6 protein-coding genes are annotated in these 6,585 nt (G+C 61.2%); all 6 read left to right on the top strand.

What is annotated here, in order from left to right; all coding sequences use genetic code 11:
- Positions 1-1,410: motility hub landmark protein FimV (locus WLY71_RS28880; RefSeq protein WP_347806287.1), on the top strand; the 1,410-nt coding region annotated here is incomplete at its 5' end.
- A 314-nt stretch (positions 1,411-1,724) separates the two neighbouring features.
- Positions 1,725-2,549, top strand: coding sequence for a tRNA pseudouridine(38-40) synthase TruA (gene truA / locus WLY71_RS28875; protein ID WP_046047735.1), 825 nt, complete (start codon positions 1,725-1,727; stop codon positions 2,547-2,549).
- A gap of 63 nt (positions 2,550-2,612) precedes the next feature.
- Positions 2,613-3,233, top strand: coding sequence for a phosphoribosylanthranilate isomerase (locus WLY71_RS28870; protein WP_347806286.1), 621 nt, complete (start codon positions 2,613-2,615; stop codon positions 3,231-3,233).
- Positions 3,234-3,415: 182 nt separating this feature from the next.
- Positions 3,416-4,336 (top strand): acetyl-CoA carboxylase, carboxyltransferase subunit beta, encoded by a 921-nt coding sequence (gene accD / locus WLY71_RS28865; RefSeq protein ID WP_033061847.1) that lies wholly within the window; start codon positions 3,416-3,418, stop codon positions 4,334-4,336.
- Positions 4,333-5,640 (top strand): bifunctional tetrahydrofolate synthase/dihydrofolate synthase, encoded by a 1,308-nt coding sequence (gene folC / locus WLY71_RS28860; protein WP_347806285.1) that lies wholly within the window; start codon positions 4,333-4,335, stop codon positions 5,638-5,640. Before accD ends, folC begins: the two co-directional genes overlap by 4 nt.
- Positions 5,624-6,295 (top strand): SPOR domain-containing protein, encoded by a 672-nt coding sequence (locus tag WLY71_RS28855; RefSeq protein ID WP_347806284.1) that lies wholly within the window; start codon positions 5,624-5,626, stop codon positions 6,293-6,295. The genes folC and WLY71_RS28855 overlap by 17 nt, the downstream gene beginning before the upstream one ends.
- Positions 6,296-6,585: the final 290 nt, after the last annotated feature.

The following is a 6,585-nucleotide window of genomic DNA, read 5'->3' as shown; positions in this document are numbered from 1 at the left end:
GCCCAGCAAGAAGCCGAGAAGCATTTGCGCATGGCCCGTGATTTGGCCGAGGAGCAGGCGTTCTCCGCTGAACTCGACCTGCCAAAAGGCATCTTCGAAGACCTGGAAGTGCCGCCGCCGAGCGTGAAGCTCGCTACCGCGCCAACCCCAACGCCACCGCCTGCACCCGCCCCTGCACCCGCGCCGGCGCCGGCGCCGGTGATTGCACCGGTTGTGGTAACGCCGCCTATCGCTGCGCCATTGGTTTCGCCTGCTGGCGAGCGCGATGACGACGTATTGACCAAGGCGCAGTCGCACATCACTGCCGGTCGTCTGAATCAGGCGGCTGCCTTGCTGGAAGACGGGATCAAGCAAGAGCCGCAACGCAGTGACCTGCGCCTCAAGCTGATGGAAGTCTACGGTCAGCAAGGCGACCGCGATGCATTCGTTGCCCAGGAACGCCAATTGGTGGCCAACGGTGACAACTTTGCTCAGGTCGAAAAACTCAAGAGCCGCTTCCCGGCCATGGTTATTGCGGCAGCCGGTGGTATCGCAGCCGCTGCGATCGCTGCCGAACTGGACGCGCAATACGTCAAGGATTTGCTGCTGGACGAGCCTGAAGCGCCGGCAGCGGCAGAGCCCGATGACTTCGACAATGCCTTCGATTTGAGCCTGGATGATCTGGAAACCGCCTCTCCGGCAGTGGTTGCACCAGAGGCAGAAGCAGAGGCAAAGCCCGATGACTTCGACAGTGCCTTCGATTTGAGTCTGGATGATCTGGAAGCTGCCTCTCCGGCGGTGGTTGCACCAGAACCAGAACCAGTGTCTGCGGCTGAGCTGGACGAGTTCCCGCTGGACGACGACTTGAGCTTCGAGTCGGTGTTGCAGCAGCAGACCGACATCAAGGAAAACCTCGATGACCTGTCGGACTTCGACCTGGATATGGATCTCGGTGGGGATGCCTCGCCGGCGACCCTGGCCGAAGACGACTTCCTGTTGAGTCTGGATGACGGCGTCAAGGACCTGGATTTACCTGCCGCTGAAGCGCCGGCTGTTCCCGAGGTTGCACTGGACGATCTGGAGCTGCCAGCCGATTTCGACTTGTCGCTGGCTGACGAAATGGACGCGCCAGACGCTCCGGACGCGTTTGCCGCCGAACTGGATGACGTCAACGCCGAGCTGGATCGTCTGTCCCAGAGTCTTGGCGAGCCGAGCTTCACGGCGGAAGACGCCATGGCCTCCGCAGCTGACGAGCCGGAATTCGATTTCCTTTCCGGCACCGACGAAGTCGCGACCAAACTCGATCTGGCCCAGGCCTACATCGACATGGGCGACGCCGACGGCGCTCGGGACATCCTCAACGAGGTGGTGACCGAGGGTGACGACGGTCAGAAGAGCGAAGCCCAGGAAATGCTTTCGCGTCTGGCGTGATTGATCGGTAAGGCGTAAACAAAACGGCAGCCCATTGAGGCTGCCGTTTTTGTTTCAGCGGGGATGCGATGGGGTCTGTCGGGCCGCTATCGCGAGCAAGCTCGCTCCCACATTGAGTCTCTGGTGTTCACAAAACCCCTGTGGGAGCGAGCCTGCTCGCGAAGAGGTCGGCACATTCAACATAATTCCCGACCCCGCAGGCCCCAAAAAACACACGGCTCTGGCATCCCCGTCCGGCGGCCTTATAATGCCCGCCTTTGCGCTTATCAGCAGGCTGTCACTCCTTGGCAAATATAGATAACCCGGCCGCCGAAATGGTGGCCGACGGCTTTTTCCGGATCGCGTTGGGCGTTGAATACAAAGGTTCGCGCTATCGCGGCTGGCAGCGCCAGGCTTCCGGCGTACTCACTGTGCAGGAAACGCTCGAAAAGGCCTTGTCCAAAGTCGCCGACTCACCGGTGTCGCTGCTCTGCGCCGGGCGTACGGATGCCGGCGTTCATGCGTGCGGTCAGGTGGTGCATTTCGATACCCAGGTCGAGCGTTCGATGAAAGCCTGGGTCATGGGCGCCAATATCAATTTGCCCCACGACGTCAGTGTCAGTTGGGCCAAGGTCATGCCGGCGCATTTTCATGCGCGGTTCAAGGCCATTGCCCGGCGCTATCGCTACGTGATCTACAACGATCAGATCCGCCCGGCGCACCTGAACGAAGAAATCACCTGGAACCACCGTCCGCTGGACGTCGAGCGCATGGCTGAGGCGGCGCAGTACCTGGTCGGCACCCACGATTTCAGCGCTTTCCGTGCCGGCCAGTGTCAGGCCAAGTCGCCGATCAAGGAGCTGCATCACCTGCGCGTCACGCGCCACGGCAAGATGATCGTGCTGGACATCCGCGCCAGCGCCTTCCTGCACCACATGGTGCGCAACATTGCTGGCGTGCTGATGACCATCGGTGCCGGCGAGCGCCCGGTGGAGTGGATGAAAGAAGTGCTGGAGAGCCGCATTCGCCGTTCCGGTGGGGTGACGGCGCATCCGTACGGCCTGTACCTGGTGCAGGTCGAGTACCGCGACGAGTTCGAATTGCCCGAGCGTTACATCGGGCCGCACTTCCTGACCGGCTTCTCGGAACTTGACGGCTGACGCCCTCGAACGCTTTTGTTACCATCCGGGACTTTCTCGGATTTACCTTGGGGTTCTATCGACATGTCGGCCGTTCGCAGCAAGATTTGTGGGATTACCCGCATAGAAGATGCGTTGGCGGCGGTTGAGGCCGGGGCTGATGCGATCGGATTTGTGTTCTACGCCAAAAGCCCCCGGGCCGTGACGTTTCAGCAGGCACGCTCGATCATCGAGGCGTTGCCGCCGTTCGTGACCACCGTAGGGTTGTTCGTCAACGCCAGCCGCTGCGAGTTGGGGGAAATCCTCGACGCCGTGCCGCTGGACCTGTTGCAGTTCCATGGCGACGAAACCGCGGCCGAGTGCGAAGGCTGGCACCGTCCGTACATCAAGGCGCTACGGGTCAAGGCCGGTGACGATATCGCGGCCGCATGCGATGCGTTTCCAAGCGCTAGCGGCATCCTGCTCGACGCCTACGTTGAAGGCGTCCCCGGCGGAACCGGTGAAGCGTTTGACTGGTCTCTGATACCGCAAGGCTTGAGCAAACCGATCATCCTGGCGGGTGGCTTGACGCCGGACAACGTCGCCGAGGCGATTGCCCGGGTTCGGCCTTACGCCGTGGACGTCAGTGGTGGGGTAGAGGCGAGCAAGGGCATCAAGGATCACGCAAAGATTCAGGCGTTCATTAAAGCGGTTGTAGGACGTTGATGTGACGGCTGGCACACTGCCGCCGTCCACAGGCATGGCTGAGGGTTTTTGGGGTGTACGCAGGTCACGTTTAGCTGATCCGGCAACCCATCGATCATCGCCACATACATGAATTTAGCTCAAGGGCATACGCGGGGCTGCGAACCAGAGCGTTCGGGCCGCCGGTACTGGAGAAAGAAAGCATGAGCAACTGGTTAGTAGACAAACTGATCCCTTCGATCATGCGTTCCGAGGTCAAGAAGAGCTCGGTGCCTGAAGGTCTGTGGCACAAATGCCCGTCTTGCGAGGCTGTGCTGTATCGACCGGAGCTGGAAAAGACCCTGGACGTTTGCCCCAAGTGCAACCACCACATGCGTATCGGCGCCCGCGCCCGCATCGACATCTTCCTCGACGCTGAAGGCCGTGCCGAACTGGGCGCGGACCTGGAGCCGGTTGACCGTCTGAAGTTCCGCGACGGCAAGAAGTACAAGGATCGCCTGACCGCTGCGCAGAAGCAGACCGGCGAAAAAGACGCACTGATCTCCATGAGCGGCTCCCTGCTGGGGATGCCGGTAGTGGTTTCGGCCTTCGAATTCTCCTTCATGGGTGGTTCGATGGGCGCCATCGTTGGTGAGCGTTTTGTTCGCGCTGCCAACTACGCGCTGGAAAACCGTTGCCCGATGATCTGCTTCGCCGCTTCCGGCGGTGCGCGGATGCAGGAAGCCCTGATCTCCCTGATGCAAATGGCCAAGACCTCTGCGGTGCTGGCGCGTCTGCGTGAAGAAGGCATTCCGTTCATCTCCGTACTGACCGACCCGGTCTACGGCGGTGTTTCCGCCAGTCTGGCGATGCTTGGCGACGTGATTGTCGGTGAGCCGAAAGCCCTGATCGGCTTCGCCGGTCCGCGCGTGATCGAGCAGACCGTGCGTGAAAAACTGCCGGAAGGCTTCCAGCGCAGCGAATTTCTGCTGGAGCACGGTGCGATCGACATGATCATTCACCGTCAGGAACTGCGTCCGCGGCTGGGCAATCTGCTGGCACAAATGATGGGCCTGCCGACGCCGAAATTCGTTGCCGCGCCCATCGAGCCAATCGTAGTTCCACCGGTACCCGCCAACATATGATCGAACGTACCCTTGGCGAGTGGCTCGCCTACCTTGAGCAGTTGCACCCTTCGGCCATCGACATGGGCCTGGAGCGCTCGCAACAGGTAGCGTCCCGCATGGGACTGGGCAAGCCGGCGCCTCGGGTGATCACGGTCACCGGCACCAACGGCAAAGGTTCTACCTGCGCATTCGTGGCTTCGTTGCTGCGGGCGCAGGGCCTGAACGTAGGTGTCTACAATTCTCCGCACCTGCTGCGTTACAACGAGCGGGTGCAGGTTAATGGCGTCGAAGCCACTGACGCCGAGCTGTGCGAAGCCTTTGCAGCGGTCGAGGCGGGCCGTGGCGACACATCCCTGACGTACTTCGAAATGGGCACCCTCGCGGCGTTCTGGCTGTTTCAACACGCCAGCCTCGATGCTGTGGTGCTGGAAGTCGGGCTGGGCGGGCGTCTGGACACGGTCAATGTGGTCGATGCCGATATGGCGCTGGTCACCAGCATCGGTGTCGATCACGCGGATTATCTGGGCGATACCCGTGAATCCGTAGCGTTCGAAAAGGCCGGCATCTTCCGCCAGCGCGCGCCTGCGCTCTGTGGTGACCTGAATCCTCCACAGCCTCTGCTGGATAAAGCGCGCGAGCTCAATTGCCCGTTTTTCCTGCGTGGGCGCGATTTTGACCTCGGCATCACCGATCACAACTGGCAATGGCGCGGTCTTGACGCTCAAGGGCGAGTGGTCGAGCTGCATGATCTGCCGTTGCTCGATCTGCCGATGGAAAACGCGGCACTGGCGTTGCAGGCTTACCTGTTGCTCGGGTTGCCTTGGGTGGATGCACAAATTATTACTGCGCTGAAAGCCACTCGGGTGGTCGGTCGCCTCGATCGCCGTCAGTTCGACTGGCAGGGCAAGCGCCTGAACCTGTTGCTGGACGTGGGGCATAACCCCCATGCGGCGGAGTATCTGGCTCGCCGTCTGGCCAGTCGGCCACCGGTCGGGAAGCGTCTGGCGGTGTTCGGACTGTTGGCGGACAAGGATCTGGATGGTGTTGTCGGTGAATTGAATGCTAGTGTCCAGCATTGGGCCGTCGCGCCGCTGGATTCACCGCGAGCACGCCCGGTTGCCGATTTGCACGGGGCGCTGCAGAACCTTGGCGCCTCGGTAACGTCCTATGACAGCGTGGCCGCCGCCCTGGAAGGGCAGTGCGCGCTGGCGACGAGCGACGACGAGATTCTGTTGTTCGGATCATTTTATTGTGTTGCCGAGGCCATCGAATGGCTGGCCCGGCGCTCCACGGAGGAAGCGGCAAATGGCATTGCTGGATAAGGCATACAAACAGCGCATGGTAGGCGCCCTGGTTCTGGTGGCGCTGGCGGTGATTTTCCTGCCGATGCTGTTTTCCCGTCAGGATGAACAGCGTCAAGTGACGGTTGAAGCCCCGGCTGCGCCGCAAGCGCCTGCGGTGCCGCAAGTTCAGGTCGAGCCGGTGGTGGTGCCTGAGCCGCAAGCGCTGCCTCAGGAACCTGTGCCGAGTGATGATGAAATCGTTCAGCAAGAAGCATCGTCCATGCCGATTGCCCCAAGCGCCCCGGTTGCGCCTGCGCCTGCCGCCAAGCCGGTCGCGCCAGCTCCGGCGCCAGCACCTGCGCCGGTGAACAAACCAACGGTTGCACCTAGCCAGCCCATCACGGCTGCATCGGGCAAGCCGGACACGACTCAAAGCCGCGTCGATGCCAATGGCCTGTCTGTCAGTTGGTCGGTGCAACTGGCCAGCCTGTCGAGCCGTGCAAGTGCAGAAAGCCTGCAGAAATCCCTGCGCAGTCAGGGTTACAACGCCTACATTCGTACTGCCGACGGCAAGAATCGGGTGTTTGTCGGACCGCTGATCGAACGTGCAGAAGCCGATCGTCTGCGTGACTTGTTGAGCCGCCAGCAGAATCTCAAGGGTTTTGTGGTGCGTTTCCAGCCTGAGCGTGGCTAACGATTCGTCAATCGGCTCTATGTAGCAGCTGCCGAGCCTGCGAGGCTGCGTCCGGCTGCGCAGCAGCCGTAAACCCTGCTTGTACAGTGTGCCGGATAGACCGAATGGCCTGATTTTACGGCTGCTGCGCAGCCGGACGCAGGCTTCGCCAGCTGCTATGTATGGACTCGGCCCCACTGTCTACCCGCTTTTGAAAAACCGCCGCCCCGTTGCATCTATGTATCAGGCCTATTCGAGGAAGCCGTCTTCGGCTTCTGGCCAAAATTGGAAGAGCTCGTGGTATGCCGATT

The organism is Pseudomonas rossensis (genome assembly GCF_039888995.1).
Lineage (GTDB): Bacteria > Pseudomonadota > Gammaproteobacteria > Pseudomonadales > Pseudomonadaceae > Aquipseudomonas > Aquipseudomonas rossensis.
The sequence above is the reverse complement of the archived record's forward strand: the minus strand, read 5'-3'. Positions and strand labels throughout refer to the sequence as shown.